Here is a 14,179-nt window from a genome sequence, read left to right on the forward strand (position 1 = left end):
AGTATCTGGTTTATTATCTCGATGAGACATGTTTTTATCAATGATTACGAAGCGCTTTAATAAGTTCCTCTTTATCCATAGTACTATACCCATCAATACCAATCTTTTTAGCTTGTTGCTCCAAATCTTCTTTGGTGCGTTTTTCATACTTCTTGGCACTTCCGCCTTTTTCACCAGAGTTTTCGGTATTAGCAATTCGAGCGGCTTTTTCTTTGCTCATTCCTTCGTCTCGAAGGTCTTCATACTTTTCATCGTCTTTTATCTGATTTCCGTGATTCTTTGTCATAATCTTTATTTTTTATTTTACCTTATATTAAAATTAGCATATATTCTTCTGAAAATCTGTTAACTATAGCCTAATGAAGTATTAAAAAATTGCGCTATTGTGAACTCATTATCCCATTTTAAAGTACATTTTCATGTATTAGACTTCGTTAAACTATACTGGAATTTTATTGGTGATTTTTCTTCTTTCCCAATTTCTGTGTTTTGATATAGCTTCCTTAAATTTGCTTGATTCTTCATTAATTAAGATAGCCGCATCATCTTTATGATCTTTAATTACTGTTTTATCTAAGAGTTGTTCTCCCTCGTCATCGGCAGCGATTGCTTTACAATGCTTAAAGGTCTCATTGATAAACTTTTTAACTTTTCCATTTTCTATTAAAGTTTGAATTGATTTATCTCCTCCTGGAATGTATAAGGCATCGAATAAAACACTTTCCGTCGTGGTTATTGATGCGTCTACTTTATGGTCTTTATTCGCATCGCAAGTTACTGAGCCGCCATGGGGAGCAATTAAGTTACATATGGCCCCATCATTTTCTAGCGCCTCTTTTATTGATTTGAAATTTTTCATAGAAAAACCATTTGCTACTAGTACGGCAATTTTTCTGGTTTTTATTGATGAAAACTCGGTATTCGCTTGACTTAATGCGGGGTCCTTCTTTAAATATATTTTTTTAGTATCTGGCTGGTGTTTATTTACATCAGCATCTGCTCCAATGGCTTGATTAATTGGTTCATCTATGCTATCAGGGATTTTTTTCCCTAAGCCATCGGCTACTGTTTGTGCTAGGGATTCGTCAATTTGGTTCAATATCCATAACATTCGTTCTTTAATATGATCGTAGGTACACTTTCCTAATTCAAATGTATAGGCTTCTGCCACATGTTCTTGTTCCCAAGGCGCCAAACTTCTATAAAACAATGCCGGTTGTGAAAAATGGTCATTAAAACTTTCACTTCGGGTCCTAATTTTTTTAGCATCTATCTTTTCTTCATACGTATTAAAAGCCCCTTCAGAAATTTTAGCCAAATGTGGGCATCCCCCACTTATAGAATTAGGGAAATAAGCCGTCTTTCCTTTGGGGATGGTGGTTTGCATTTTAGCATCTCGTTGATTGTTATGCGTTTCTGCCACCGGTCTATTAATTGGTATTTGATGAAAGTTCGGGCTCCCTAGTCGGGATAACTGAGTATCTCTATATGAAAATAAACGGCCTTGTAGTAGTGGATCGTTGGTAAAATCAATTCCAGGAATAATGTGTCCTGGTAAGAAGGCGACTTGCTCTGTTTCTGCAAAGAAATTTTCTGGGTTTTTATTAAGTGTCATTTTACCTACTCTCTTTACAGGTACCATTTCTTCGGGTATTAACTTAGTAGGGTCTAACAAATCAAAATCGAATTTGTGTTCGTCTTCTTCAGGAATTATTTGCAAGCCAAGTTCCCATTCTGGATAATGACCTGCATCAATTGCATCCCATAGATCACGACGGTGGAAATCGGAATCGGCTCCGCTTATTTTTACGGCTTCGTCCCAAGTAACTGAGTGTATTCCTAATAAAGGTTTCCAATGAAATTTCACAAAATGTGCTTTCCCTTCTTCATTAATTAGCCGAAAGGTATGAATACCAAATCCTTCCATCATTCTGTAGCTACGCGGAATGGCACGATCGCTCATTAACCAAATTTGATTGTGTAATGTCTCAGTGGAATGGGACACAAAATCGTAAAAGGTATCATGTGCAGAAGCTGCCTGAGGTATTTCTCTATTCGGTTCTGGTTTTACCGAATGAATTAAATCGGGAAACTTCATAGCATCTTGAATAAAAAATATAGGCATGTTGTTTCCTACTAGGTCCCACGTCCCCTCATCGGTATATAACTTTACTGCAAAGCCCCGTACATCACGAGCGAGATCTGTAGAACCTTTTGATCCTGCTACCGTAGAAAAACGGACAAAAACTGGGGTTTTCCGGCTAGTATCAGTGAAAATTCCGGCTTTGGTATATTCTTCTAAACTTTCATATAATTCGAAATAGCCATGAGCCCCACTACCCCGCGCATGGACAATGCGTTCTGGGATTCGTTCATGATCAAAGTTTGTTATCTTTTCGCGAAGAAGAAAATCTTCTAATAAAGTAGCCCCTCTTTCCCCCGCTTTTAATGAATTGTTTGTGTCATTTACTTTTACTCCTTGATTAGTAGTTAAGGTAGTGTCTTTAATTTCTTTTGTATCCTTTTCTAAATCCTTTATTTTCTTGGATTTCTTTTCTTCTGATTTTGAGTTTTTCATCGTGCTTTTTTTCAATTTATATTATTATCTCTTAGCGTATCTTCCTTTGTATTAGAATTAATCTTCATATGTTTTGGGTGGTTGGTCCATAAAGCTCTCCATCCCCCTCCAAATTGTTGTGCTACTTTCCCACGAATAGAACTGAGAATAAGAATTAATACCCCCGATCCCATATCACTTACAATTGCTATTGTATTGTCATACCCTAAAATCCATGGTGCTATCAACAACCATATACCTAGGGGATAGTTCCATAGGCGTACATTTCGAGTAGCCTCCCAAATGGCTATAGCCGAAAAGGTTGCTAACACCGGTCCTATTATATGTCCGTTGTCAGTTGCGGCAGATCCATATCGCAATAGTGCCGGTGCCGCCATTAACCACATTCCAATTATTATATTTATAAATCTAGGCCACATAATTATTCTACTTTATCGGTTTCTGATGTTACTCCCCAAAATGCCTTCCAAAACGAAGCATTGGATCGTTTTACGCGTTGCATATATTGAAGGCTTGCCAGCATCTCATCCATTGCGGGACCTATCATTAAAATTGATATGACTGCTGAAGCCAAACACAAGGAGCACCAAGCAGAAAAGAGAACCGGTTGAAAAACAACCAACATCACACTTACAAATCCTAAAGGTCCTACAGCCAGCCCAAATACAATAACTATCCATGGTTTTCTACGCCATCTATTAGTTCCCCCTATAATACCGGTTACAGCATCTACCAAATATCCAAAAGCTCCCAATGCCGCATCGGGTATTGGAAGTATATGGCTTATTTTTGAATTAAGGATTTTCACACTCCCATCTCCAAAAAAAGGCTCATATACCGAATCGATTATATCAAACTGATACAATGAAAGATATCCTGCAATAAGAAACCCAATGATGGCCAACACCACAATAGGGATACGCTGAGACCATTTTGCTGGGTTATATTCCCAGCCGGGCGGAATATATTTTTCTACTTGCCCCATCTTTTAGTTTAAATTGTTTTGTTTATACCATTTTTCGGGATCTTCCTTTAGGTTTTTCACCATTTTAGGTACCGTATCGAGCAGTTTATGTTTTGGTTGCCAGTCCAATAGTTTTTTTGCGCGGCTTATATCGAGCTCATAATGCTCGCCCGCACGATCTATCATCCAAGGTTTTATAAATGGATCGCCTGTAGCGTTTCGAAGCCAAGCACCCGCTTTTGCTACTGTCTTAGGCATTTCAAAAGTTTCCCAGGCTGTTCCATGGATCTGTTTGCCAATCTCATCTTGTAATTCTTTGTAGGTTGGGGTTTCGGGCTCTCCAATATTAATGGCGATTTCATTTTCTAATGTATCTCGTTTTTCTACCGTATTTACAATAGCATCTAAAAGGTCTTCTAAATGAATATAGACATCGCCGTGCGTTACATCACCGGAATAAAAATGAGCCACCAACTCTTTTTCGTAAATTCTTTTTATTTGTTGTGTAACAGGGATTGAATGACCGTAATCTGTATACACCCCTGCAATCCGCAGAAATACGGTTTGAATGTCCTCGTTATTCTCTTTAATTAATTGTTCTGTTTGAACTTTAGATTCTGGATATCCCCAATTGGCTTCTATTGGTGCATTCTCATCGATTTTAATTCCGGTATCTGTAGGTTTATAAATAAGGTCGGAACTTGAAAATATAAACTGATCTACTTCAAAGTCCTGTAACTGATTCAAAAACTTGCGGGTACCTTCTACGTTAATAGCATCGTATTTTTCGCTATTTTCTGTAGTGAAATCATAAAAGGCGGCTAAGTGTATCACCGAAGCAATTTTACTTCCATATCCGTACCGGATGCGTTCCATAGCCGCGGCAATGGCTTTTTCATCAGTAATATCAAAATTGACACACTCTGCTTGTAAAGGTGGATAGGGAGGCCCTAGCCTATCCAATCCAACGATCCTATATTTTTCAGCTAACTTTTCAATTAACGAAAATCCTATTAAACCGCTGCTTCCGGTAATGATGATAACTTCCTTGTCTTCGCGTCTGGAACCGCCGCTTACATGATCAATTATTTTATCTTCCATTTAAAATACTTTTTAAGTGTTCGTCTGTTACTTTATAAATAAGCGAAAAGGTATTTTAATAAAGAATATTAGATTATGGCAATCCATTTAATTATTGCCGCTAAAAAATATTTCATAGGAATTGTACTACAGAACAGATACGTTTTGGAACTATTTCGGGTTTTTCACGCAATTGAGCTATATATCGATGCATTTCAGTTAAAGCGAGACTTTTTGTCTCTCTAATTTTGGCGGTTTAACCTAAACAAAACTACATGCGGTCGATAGAAATAGCCTCTTTACCTATACATGATGTACTACATGAAATTGCCCAATCTTTTAATACAACATATACAAAAGAATATGGCGAACATCTTGTAACTTTACCTAAGGCTATAGGGACCGGTACCATTAAAGGTATTAGTTTTGATGGCGGTCTTGGTATAATTCAATACGATTGTACCTTTTTTGAAGACACCGAGATTCAATTTTTAGTAAATAAAGTACATCCTTTGAAATTTATTTACGTGCGTAATGGAAATTTACACCATCGATTTGCTAATGACACTACTACCCATATTGTGTACCAATTTCAAAATGCTATTGTGGCCAGTTGTGATAATCACGGACATATATTAAGTTTTAAAAAGAATATTAAGACCTCAATTTTCAGTCTTGAAATAAACCGGAAAGAGTTTCAGAAAAAATCCAGCTTCAAAAGGGACGGGATGAACGTTAAAATGAAAAAACTCTTTAAGGATGTACATGCCAAGCAATCTTTTTATTATGAAGGGGAATACAGCTTGAAAATGGCAGATATCTTTAAAAAAATATCTGATTTTGAAGGTAGTGATTTCCTTAATATGATTTTTATGGAAAGCATTGCTTATCAAACTTTGGTTAGACAGATATCCCAATTTTTAGACGATCAACGTCCAGAAAAAAACCGTACCGTTCTAAGACGAACGGAAATTGATGGCATAAAGAAAGCTTCAGATTATATTCATACACATCTTGCTACTTATAAATCTTTGCCTGATTTGACTAACTAAGCACACAGGGCTTAACGCTGCAAAGCTTCAGGAAGGGTTTAAATACCTGTACAATAAAACCGTAAATCAATATGTTTACGAAACCCGGCTCAATCTAGCAAAAGATCTTCTTTTAAATACAGATGACAGTATTTCTGAAATTGTATATAAGATAGGCCTTTCTAGCAAAAGTTATTTTTCCAGAATTTTTAAAGATGAATATGGCGTGCAGCCATCTACTTTTAGAAAAGACAAGAAATCATGATTATACACTAAAAAAAGAGGCTCTCGCCTCTTTTAAACAATAATCAAAACGCAATCAACTTAATCATCTATTGTTATTAGTATTATTTTTCCAATTCTGATATTTGTCATATTGATCGTTTGAAAGTACAGCTTTCATATTTTCATCCAAGAGCCGTTGTCGTGTAGCTTGATCTATATTTCCATCATTATTTCCACGTTCATTATTTAAGTCATCTTTATATTCACGTTCAAATTCATTAATCTGATCTTGATCCATATTAACCTCTCGGTATATTTCGTTCTTATTTTGAATATCTAAGTTTGACTGTGAATTGTAATTACGATTGTTTTGGGTGTTCAATCGTTCATTGTCCATTCGATCATCAGTACCCATTCTATCGTCGGTATCCATTCGATCATCAGTAATATCGAGATTATCATCAACGGTCTCTACGTCATTTAAATCATCATCTGTATTGTTTCTATTTGTATCGTTACAAGATGATATAAAGGCTGTTATTAAGCATGCCATTAAAAAATTGTGTGAAATTTTCATAGGTTTCTTTTTTTAATTGTTAAAAAACAAAATTACTGTATCATTGTTACGTTTGGGTGTTCTTTAAAATTGATTTTTGCCTTAATAAAAAGTGTGTTATATAAAGAAACCCCAATCAGCTTACAATTGAGGTTTCTTTTCCTAAAACAGTAACCAACTACTATTCTTCTTCATAGGCATTATCGTCCCAGTTCTGTATTTCATTGCGAACTTCATCTCTATTCCTATTAGTACGTTCGGCAACCCGTTGGGTCATATCATCAAATTCACCTTCTCGGAATTGTACATCTTCCTCGGTAAGATTTGGATATTTTTGACGATAAGACGTCTTAATATTGTCCCATTTGTTTTCAAGTCCTGTATTGCTTTGTGATCTCTGTGGGTTATTACTCTTTTCCATAATTTTAGTTTTTAAGATTTATTATATTTCAAATGTACTTCCGAAACCTGGGACGGTTATATCTAATAAAACAAATTATTAACTTTAAAAAACAAGAAATAGCCTCCTACTTCCAAGACGCTAATTCATCAAAAATACTTAGTTATATTTTTCTATCCTTCTTGATTCGATAAGAACAACTACTGACTCAAACCATTAATTAACAGTATTTTATACTAAAAAATTAATATTAATAAATATTAGTTAAGCCTTCGTGAATTATTTTATATGAATTGTAATTTCATTAACTTAAATCTTATTAATTATAAAAGAGCATTATGACCTCAACAGATTTAAACTTTGATACTTTTGCAAAAGATGCACATACATATATTAACGATCTAGCCCACCACTTGGAACATCCTACTGAAAAAGTTCGTGTGCTTCAAATTTGGCGGGCAGTTATGCATACTATACGGGATAGAATACCATTAGAGGTATCTTTTAAGCTAGTTTCTCAGCTTCCTATAATTTTAAAAGGAATTTATGTAGAAAACTGGAAGTATCAAGAAGCCCCTCTTTTGACATATTCCACTTTAGAGGAGATGAAAACCCAAGTAAAAACTCTTCAAGAACAATATGGAGAAGATGAATTTCCGTGGAAGAAACCGACAGAAGAAATTATTTTAAATACCGTGCAGTCATTAAAAAGATTTCTTTCTGAAGCGCACATAGATTCTTTAACCACACCATTGCCAAAAGAAGTAGAAACTTTTTTAAGCGATAAATTGTAGTCGTAATTTTTAATTGGTTTTTATTTTTTTTCTTTATTGAATAGGGAATGTCTTTTCCCTTCTTTTGTATTCCAGCTATTTTTAAATAACTGCATCCAAGATAATGTAAGTACCATTGTACTGGCCAACCCCATGAGCACTACTGTTAGTATAACCATTCCTATATTAGCGAACCATTGAAACTTCCAAACCTTCATTAATTCATCTACAAAATTGGTGTCTATCTCTGTAATATAGATTCCAAAAAAGCATGTAAAAATTATTGTCGCGACAACGCCAGTATAAAACCCAGTTTTAAAACCGTTGGGGTAGTTAAACCTTTCTCCCATAACCCTTTTATACTTTCGTATCGCCCTATATATACCTGCTCCTATAATTACTATGTTCAAAAAGCTCCAAAGTGGCTGCGTATGTATTCCAAAAATAGAAAGCACCAAGAAATAACCTATTAAAATCACCCCTACTATACTACCATGCGCTACAGAAATCATTGGATGTTTCATAATTGAAGAGTTTTTACTGTTTATTCACAAGATTATAATCTTCTGGTATCTTGTTTAACTTTATTAAAAAAGTTTTTAATGGTATACCCTCTTTCTTTTAAAAACTAAGATGACCAAACCATCTCATTTTATTTAAAATTTTTATTACTGAATAGAATTCCGAGTGGTTTTAACACAGGAATGTGTAGCAATATTAGCGCTATAATTGCTATAATTGGTATTGCTATTATCATTCCTATCACCCCCCATATAAGGTTTCCTACTACTACTGCTAAGATTACAATAAAAGGATGCACATCTACTTTATCTCCTACTACATAGGGCTCTAAAACATAACTTTCTATAAATTGAGCAATAGAAAACGTCACAACGATACCCACTAATATGGTTGTATCGCCTGTTCCTAAATACCCTAAGACGATTGCCATTACTACACCCACTATATTACCTATATAAGGTATCAATGAAAAAATAGCGGCGATTATACTAATTAAAATAAAATTATCCACTCCGGAAATTCCGAGACCCAATGAATACAGAAGCGATAAAAACCCAATTAATATTAATCTACCAAGCAAATATTGGGGAGCTATCTTAGCGGCACTACTTATAATTTCACCAACTTTTTTTCTTTTCTCTCTAGAGAAAAATAGCAATAGACACTTTTTGAACCTACTACGATAGTTTAATAAAAAAAAGGTATAAATAAAAGTGAGTAAAAAACTCCCTAAATACCCTATAACTGTATCTATAATAGTAATCGGCTTATTTTTTGGAGTATTCAAAAAACTGAATAGTCCATTTCGTTGTCCTATTTTAAAATCTTCCTTTTCTAGCGGTGTATGGGTATTTACAATGTCTATTGTTTTATTCAAGGTAGGCTCTATTGTTTTTTTAATTTGAGGCCAGTCATTCATAAAGTTTTTTATTTGAAAAGAAAATAAGGTTACCATTCCAAGGGTTAGCACTAATAAAAAGCAGGTATTCAATAATGATGCTAAAACACGATTTATTTTGTGTTCCATATATTGTGAGAGCGGTAATAACAGAAGTGCTAATATTCCTGCCGTAACCAATGGTGCGAAGAAGACTTTTGCTTTAATTAAAACTAAAAATAAAAAATAACCGCCCACGATAGCCATGGTACTATACTGTATTATTTTTTTCCCTACATGCATGTTCCGTTATTTTTGGCTTTTAATGAATATCGCATATTGGTAGAATACTTATTAAAAAAATCCTCTCTAAGTAAATAGAAAGGATTCTAAAAAGTACTCCTCAAAACTTTTTAATTTTGAACTAAATAAACCAGTACTCATCAAGTACTTACTTATTGTTCAAATATATTTGTAGCTAAAAGGAAACCTTGTCTTTATAAAAAAAGGTTTTAACTCATTTAATGTATAGGAGACTTTATGGTATTTGAATTCTTAATAGTCAACGTAAGAATACACTTTAAAAGAAACCACTGTATATTCCTGTAATAATTTTTCTGAGATATATTATCTACAATGAATTTTCAATTTTGGTAAATACAATTGCGGGATAGGGTGCTCTTTTTGTACCACATGGACTTAATGGGTACATGGTTTCTACTGAAAAGCGGTTTTCTTGAAGGTAGAAACTAAAACTTGGAAAACTCGTTTCTTTACTTACTTGTATGTTTAGCGCATGGAGTTTCGCTATTTTTGACAATAAAATCCATACGTGTTCTTCCATTTGTTTTTCGGTTACAATTTCCTTGTTAAAAATCACAATAAAAGATTTAGCATGCTTATCAGAATGTCCCTTTAGCCAAAACCATAGCTCTTTCACTAATTTAGAAGAGCTATACAATATAAGATGTACTGGTTGTTTTATAAATTCATTATTTACCTCTACCAAAGATTTGTTTATCAAATAGTTTCTAAACTCTCGTTTTATCTTACACTTTTTTAAATAGCGTTTTTTATATGATATTGTATGTTTCATGCCTTTAAAATGTATTAAACTTCTTCATTCTATATCCACAACCGTTAGCTACTTAAAAAATTAACAAATGAGAGTATTCTTTTATTTAAGCGGAAGGATCTACTTACCCAAATTTTTCATTACAACTTCGAAAATACCTAAACATCATTAGGATAATTAATTCTTTACATTAAAAAATTAAACCAAAAAATTTAGCTATCGCGGTATTATGAATTCTCACGTTTTTAAAACCACTTTTTTTATGTAATGGGTTAATCTATTATTTTCTACCTATCTACTTTTACTTTTTCTCTATAACGGCATTGATCATTTAAATTCTACATACCATGAGTAAAAAGCATCAAAAAAAGACTGAAAACAATACTATTAGTAAGCAAAAACATGTTAAAAAGAAACATCAAACTGGTACCACCTATTCTAAAGAAAGCGAAGATGAATTTGATGATAATATTGAAACAGATCGCTTAATCTAAAGCGTAGAAGAAACAAGCCATCTTCAAAAAAACATCGTATTTTTTACTTTTATTACATCCATTTCTTATTTTATTGCATCAATTAAAAAGGAACAAAATTTCAATCTTTATAAAAAAGACCTTATGAAATTAAAGATTCTCTTTTGCCTGTGCTTATGTTCCTATTTATTATTGGGTCAATCTAAGGATAGTATTATCTCAGAGGCTGCTCAAGTTCACGTTTTCAAGCCACAGAAAGTTGCAGCAACTCCTAAAGCTATTAAAAGTTTAAAGCTCCCGGCTGGATTTAAGATTAATGTATTTGCTTCTAATTTAGGAAAACCAAGAATGATGGTTGTACATAACAACCAGGTATATGTTAGTCGAAGATCTGGAGAAATAACTATGCTAACCGACACAAACAATGATGGAAAGGCCGATAATCAAAAAACAGTTATTACAAAAAAAGGTGTTCATGGTCTCGCTATCCATGAAGATACACTCTATGTAATCACTGTAAACGATGTTTTTAAAGGCTCAATACACAAAGATGGTACCATAGGTGAGCTTAAAACTATTATCACAAATTTACCAGATGGCGGACAACACCCCAACCGCACTTTAGCAATTGGCCCAGATGGTAAGCTCTACATTTCTATTGGAAGTGATTGTAATGCATGTGCAGAAACAAGAGAGGAAAGTGCTACCCTATTGCAATTTGATACCAATGGGAAAAACAAGAAAATCTTTGCGAAAGGCTTACGCAATACCATAGGGTTTGACTGGGAACCCAAAACTAACAAACTATACGGCATGGACCACGGTATTGATTGGCTAGGAGATGACATTCAAAAAGAAGAGCTTAATTTACTAGAAGAAGGAAATGATTATGGTTGGCCTTATATTTATGGAAAAGGCAATTATAATAAGGCCGATCAACCTGAAAGTATGACTTATAAAGAATACTCACGTAAGTCTACCCACCCTGTTATGGAGTTTACCGCTCACAGTGCTCCAATGAACCTTCTATTTTATAAGGGAACTATGTTTCCGAAGGAATATCAAAATGCTGCATTTATAACTTTTCACGGTTCCTGGAATCGGAAAGACCCAAAAGGTTATAAAGTCATGCATCTTCGGTTTAATGAGGGAACTCCTGTAAAAGCTACCGACTTTATAACAGCATTTTTAAGTACTGACGGCCGATCTTTCTTTGGAAGACCCGTAGGATTAGCCGAATTACCAGATGGTTCGTTACTCCTAAGTGATGATAGTAACGGGGTTATTTATCGAATTACTTATAGTGAATAATCACACTAAAAACTTGACAACATTGTAAAGCTTTACCTTTTAACCTATAATTTTATTATAAGCTTTATTTAGTAACTTTTACTTCGACTTAAGTGATTCTCTCATTGTCTTACATAAAATAGAACCCCCTGTACACCAATTTATACAGGGGGTTTTGCAAAACACATTGCAACCAATTATTACTTTACCCTTTCATGCATGTGTTTTTTAGTTGTTTTTGTGAAGTGCTTTTTCTATAGCTTTCGTAACCACATTTAAATATACAATCCATTTATATAGTTCTGGTATTCAATAAAATTAAATTTTAACCTTAAAAGAAACTTTCCATTTTAATTTTTAAGTGCAAGGATTTATGGTATCGCACTAAGAGATCCAGTAAACAAAATTTAAATTTGGTTCAAGTCGACTTTTACAAAAGTGCTATTTAATGACTTTAAAAAACAGATTTTTATGAAAATAGCTCTATTAGCACATTCTCTATTTCCTATTATAGCACCTTATGCGAGCAAACTTGAGGAACACACTCATCTGTTATGTAAATCGTTACAATCCATAGGGCATAAAGTTGATTTATATGCTCATCCTAAATCTGATAGTTCCTTTATTAAAAAACCCAAAGTGTTTTCATATCAAGGTGAAGAAGGATATGATATAGGTCCTGAAAAAACAGGAAAAATAGATAGTACGTTATGGTACCCAAATCTTTTTTCACAAATAAATACCGGTTCTTATGATATTGTGCATAACCAATCCTTTCAAAATCAGCCCGCTCCTCTGGGACCGTATGAGCATTCGGCTCTTATTACTACACTACATAATAGAGAGCGAATGCGTCTCGAAAACTTTAATTCTCAAGTTTCAAAAAAACTATTTTGCGATTTAATACTAATTAGTACTCGTATTGGAAGCCGTTGGAACCACCATTACAAAGTGATCTATAATACCTTAGGTCCTGAGCATATGGTAAAAGAGTATATCAGTATTTATAAAGAGCTTATGGAATTTCGGTTTAATGAATAACCTACATGTGTCTACTAAATGGGAAGCGTATTTCTCAATAAAGTAAGCGGAACTTTTTATACAGTTTCTACTACAGTCCTGTATTGCGCTTGAAAGAATTTTGGGGAACATTTATACTTCTTCTTAAAAATTTTAGAGAAGTAACTTCTGCTTGTCAACCCAATACTATAAACTATTTGCGAAATATTCATGTCGGTCGATTTAATAAGTTCCGTTGCTTTTTCTAATCGTATATCCCGTATAAAATTAATAGCTGTTTTACCATGCATTTTTTTAAACCCTTCTTGTAGTTTGGCCGGGGAAAGCCCCGTCTCAGTACACAAAAATTGTATGGTATACTCTAAGGATGGGTTTTCTCTAATGAAACCAGAAATAGCTTGAATCTGTTCCATTTCGCGAAGTGTGAGTATCCCGTTGTCTGTTTCTTCAGCTTGTAAAGTTTGTAGCATTTGTTCCATTTTCAAGCCGAGTGTTTCATATATTAAGCCTTCCATAATAAATTCAGACGCTACATTTTCTTTAGACATTCTGGAAATATTATTTATTTTATCCAGTAACTTTAAATTGGGCTTTCCAGTATACATAAAAGAGTCGCACATAATTTGTTTACAGAATGTATCCCTAAATTTATAGTAGGAAGCATTTGAGACATCACTTTCGGAATATTTAGGCTTGGTAAACCCAATAACACAAAACTCGTAATGTGTCCCTTTTTTAAGTTCTAAATTAATACCATTAATAAAACGATCAAACATAATAGCACTTTGAAAAGGATAAATCTTCTTCTTTTTGCCCCCTTGGAAAGAAAGTGTTAAGTTTCCTTGCCAGCAATAAATAAAATAAAAGCCTTCTTCATCCGTGATAGAGATACTTACCTCGCGATCATCTAAAAGGCAAAAGGAATATTCTAGATAATAAAAATCTTCAGAAATAGAATGGCTTACTCGCGCTTTATCATACTTCATTCCTGGAAAAGCATTCGGTTGAGCTGTAATTACGTTTTGACCTGGGGAGGAGTCGATTTTTTTGTTAGGTTTCATAGAACAGTGTTTTTTTTATTAAAATCGCACTATACATCCTTTTATTTACGAAAACAAAAAGATTAGTGTTAATTTATTTTTGTTAGTTTAGTAAAAGTATATACTTACCGTCTAAATGCTTAACAAAATCGAAATTAAAATTAACGAAATTGATTGTTAAAAATGCTTAAAAAAATCTTAATGAAATCTAAAAAAAACCCTCTAAAAGAGGGTGTTTATAAGGAAAGCGCTTGATAGGTTCGTATTATTTTTTT

The 14,179-nt window shown here is 33.8% G+C and carries 16 protein-coding genes; 5 read left to right on the forward strand and 11 right to left on the reverse strand.

From position 1 onward, the window contains the following. Positions 1–37: 37 nt before the first annotated feature. The 5 genes from AACZ92_RS05120 to AACZ92_RS05140 all read right to left on the reverse strand — a co-directional run bounded on the left by AACZ92_RS05120 (position 38) and on the right by AACZ92_RS05140 (position 4,643). The gene (locus AACZ92_RS05120) at positions 38–286 is read right to left on the reverse strand and encodes a Rho termination factor (RefSeq protein WP_339697855.1); all 249 of its coding nucleotides are present in this window, start codon (positions 284–286) and stop codon (positions 38–40) included. A gap of 153 nt (positions 287–439) precedes the next feature. Continuing rightward, entirely contained in the window at positions 440–2,578 is a 2,139-nt protein-coding gene (locus tag AACZ92_RS05125) for a catalase (RefSeq protein ID WP_339697858.1), read from the reverse strand. 11 nt (positions 2,579–2,589) lie between these two features. Then, positions 2,590–2,997 (reverse strand): SPW repeat protein, encoded by a 408-nt coding sequence (locus tag AACZ92_RS05130; protein ID WP_339697861.1) that lies wholly within the window; start codon positions 2,995–2,997, stop codon positions 2,590–2,592. 2 nt (positions 2,998–2,999) lie between these two features. Next, entirely contained in the window at positions 3,000–3,563 is a 564-nt protein-coding gene (locus AACZ92_RS05135; protein ID WP_339697864.1) for a vitamin K epoxide reductase family protein, read from the reverse strand. A gap of 3 nt (positions 3,564–3,566) precedes the next feature. Next, positions 3,567–4,643 carry an NAD(P)-dependent oxidoreductase gene (locus AACZ92_RS05140; protein ID WP_339697867.1) on the reverse strand — a complete coding sequence of 359 codons (1,077 nt, stop codon included), beginning with the start codon at positions 4,641–4,643 and terminating at the stop codon, positions 3,567–3,569. A 254-nt stretch (positions 4,644–4,897) separates the two neighbouring features. Here AACZ92_RS05140 and AACZ92_RS05145 point away from each other — a divergent pair, with 254 nt between their 5' ends. After that, positions 4,898–5,674: an AraC family transcriptional regulator gene (locus AACZ92_RS05145; RefSeq protein WP_339697870.1), complete on the forward strand. Its 777-nt coding sequence runs from the start codon at positions 4,898–4,900 to the stop codon at positions 5,672–5,674. 307 nt (positions 5,675–5,981) lie between these two features. Here the strand turns inward: AACZ92_RS05145 and AACZ92_RS05150 are convergent, their stop codons facing one another. Both AACZ92_RS05150 and AACZ92_RS05155 read right to left on the reverse strand, forming a co-directional pair. Further along, positions 5,982–6,455, reverse strand: coding sequence for a hypothetical protein (locus AACZ92_RS05150; protein ID WP_339697873.1), 474 nt, complete (start codon positions 6,453–6,455; stop codon positions 5,982–5,984). A gap of 160 nt (positions 6,456–6,615) precedes the next feature. Beyond that, positions 6,616–6,855: a general stress protein CsbD gene (locus tag AACZ92_RS05155; RefSeq protein ID WP_339697876.1), complete on the reverse strand. Its 240-nt coding sequence runs from the start codon at positions 6,853–6,855 to the stop codon at positions 6,616–6,618. Positions 6,856–7,172: 317 nt separating this feature from the next. Between AACZ92_RS05155 and AACZ92_RS05160 the strand changes: the two genes are divergently transcribed. Beyond that, positions 7,173–7,628 carry a DUF2267 domain-containing protein gene (locus tag AACZ92_RS05160; RefSeq protein ID WP_339697879.1) on the forward strand — a complete coding sequence of 152 codons (456 nt, stop codon included), beginning with the start codon at positions 7,173–7,175 and terminating at the stop codon, positions 7,626–7,628. Positions 7,629–7,648: 20 nt separating this feature from the next. Here AACZ92_RS05160 and AACZ92_RS05165 read toward each other — a convergent pair whose 3' ends face one another. The 3 genes from AACZ92_RS05165 to AACZ92_RS05175 form a co-directional block, all read right to left on the reverse strand. After that, a complete protein-coding gene (locus tag AACZ92_RS05165) occupies positions 7,649–8,131 on the reverse strand; it encodes a DUF4199 domain-containing protein (protein ID WP_339697882.1) in 483 nt (160 codons plus the stop codon). Positions 8,132–8,259: 128 nt separating this feature from the next. Next, positions 8,260–9,309 carry an AI-2E family transporter gene (locus tag AACZ92_RS05170; RefSeq protein WP_339697884.1) on the reverse strand — a complete coding sequence of 350 codons (1,050 nt, stop codon included), beginning with the start codon at positions 9,307–9,309 and terminating at the stop codon, positions 8,260–8,262. Positions 9,310–9,637: 328 nt separating this feature from the next. Then, positions 9,638–10,102 (reverse strand): hypothetical protein, encoded by a 465-nt coding sequence (locus AACZ92_RS05175; RefSeq protein WP_339697887.1) that lies wholly within the window; start codon positions 10,100–10,102, stop codon positions 9,638–9,640. A 326-nt stretch (positions 10,103–10,428) separates the two neighbouring features. Between AACZ92_RS05175 and AACZ92_RS05180 the strand changes: the two genes are divergently transcribed. The 3 genes from AACZ92_RS05180 (at position 10,429) to AACZ92_RS05190 (ending at position 12,885) form a co-directional block, all read left to right on the forward strand. After that, complete coding sequence (locus tag AACZ92_RS05180) at positions 10,429–10,575, forward strand: hypothetical protein (protein WP_339697890.1); 147 nt, start codon at positions 10,429–10,431, stop codon at positions 10,573–10,575. A gap of 123 nt (positions 10,576–10,698) precedes the next feature. After that, positions 10,699–11,865, forward strand: coding sequence for a PQQ-dependent sugar dehydrogenase (locus AACZ92_RS05185; protein ID WP_339697893.1), 1,167 nt, complete (start codon positions 10,699–10,701; stop codon positions 11,863–11,865). A 450-nt stretch (positions 11,866–12,315) separates the two neighbouring features. Next, positions 12,316–12,885 (forward strand): hypothetical protein, encoded by a 570-nt coding sequence (locus tag AACZ92_RS05190; protein WP_339697896.1) that lies wholly within the window; start codon positions 12,316–12,318, stop codon positions 12,883–12,885. 56 nt (positions 12,886–12,941) lie between these two features. Here the strand turns inward: AACZ92_RS05190 and AACZ92_RS05195 are convergent, their stop codons facing one another. Then, positions 12,942–13,925 (reverse strand): AraC family transcriptional regulator, encoded by a 984-nt coding sequence (locus AACZ92_RS05195; protein WP_339697899.1) that lies wholly within the window; start codon positions 13,923–13,925, stop codon positions 12,942–12,944. Between the last annotated feature and the right edge of the window lie 254 nt (positions 13,926–14,179).

Source organism: uncultured Marixanthomonas sp. (genome assembly GCF_963974425.1).
Taxonomy (GTDB): Bacteria; Bacteroidota; Bacteroidia; order Flavobacteriales; family Flavobacteriaceae; genus Marixanthomonas.